1 pseudogene is annotated in these 284 nt (G+C 50.7%); it reads left to right on the top strand.

The annotated features are described in order from the left end of the window. Positions 1-19: 19 nt before the first annotated feature. A pseudogene (locus F1735_RS34840) lies at positions 20-284 on the top strand (transposase); the annotation flags it as partial.

Raw genomic sequence — 284 nt, 5'->3', positions numbered from 1 at the left:
TTCGATTATAGCTTGGTCTATGAGTCATTACAATGAAATTCGCCACGGAAGACACGGTGTTTTCCTCCATGCACCTACATTTGGTCTTCGCAACAAAATACCGCCGTGAAGTCTTCACAAAAGAGATCCTTGACGACCTGCGGCCGATATTTTCCAGCAATCTGGTCAACAGCCTGAAAGGCGTTTCCAGCCGCATGATTCGGAAGAAGAACTATCCGAGCATCCGCAAGAAGCTTTGGGGCGGCGCGCTATGGTCGCCTTCCTACTTTGCCGGTAGCTGCGGC

The organism is Massilia genomosp. 1, from assembly GCF_011682185.1.
GTDB lineage: Bacteria > Pseudomonadota > Gammaproteobacteria > Burkholderiales > Burkholderiaceae_D > Telluria_A > Telluria_A rubra.
This window is presented reverse-complemented; position numbering and strand designations above follow the sequence as displayed.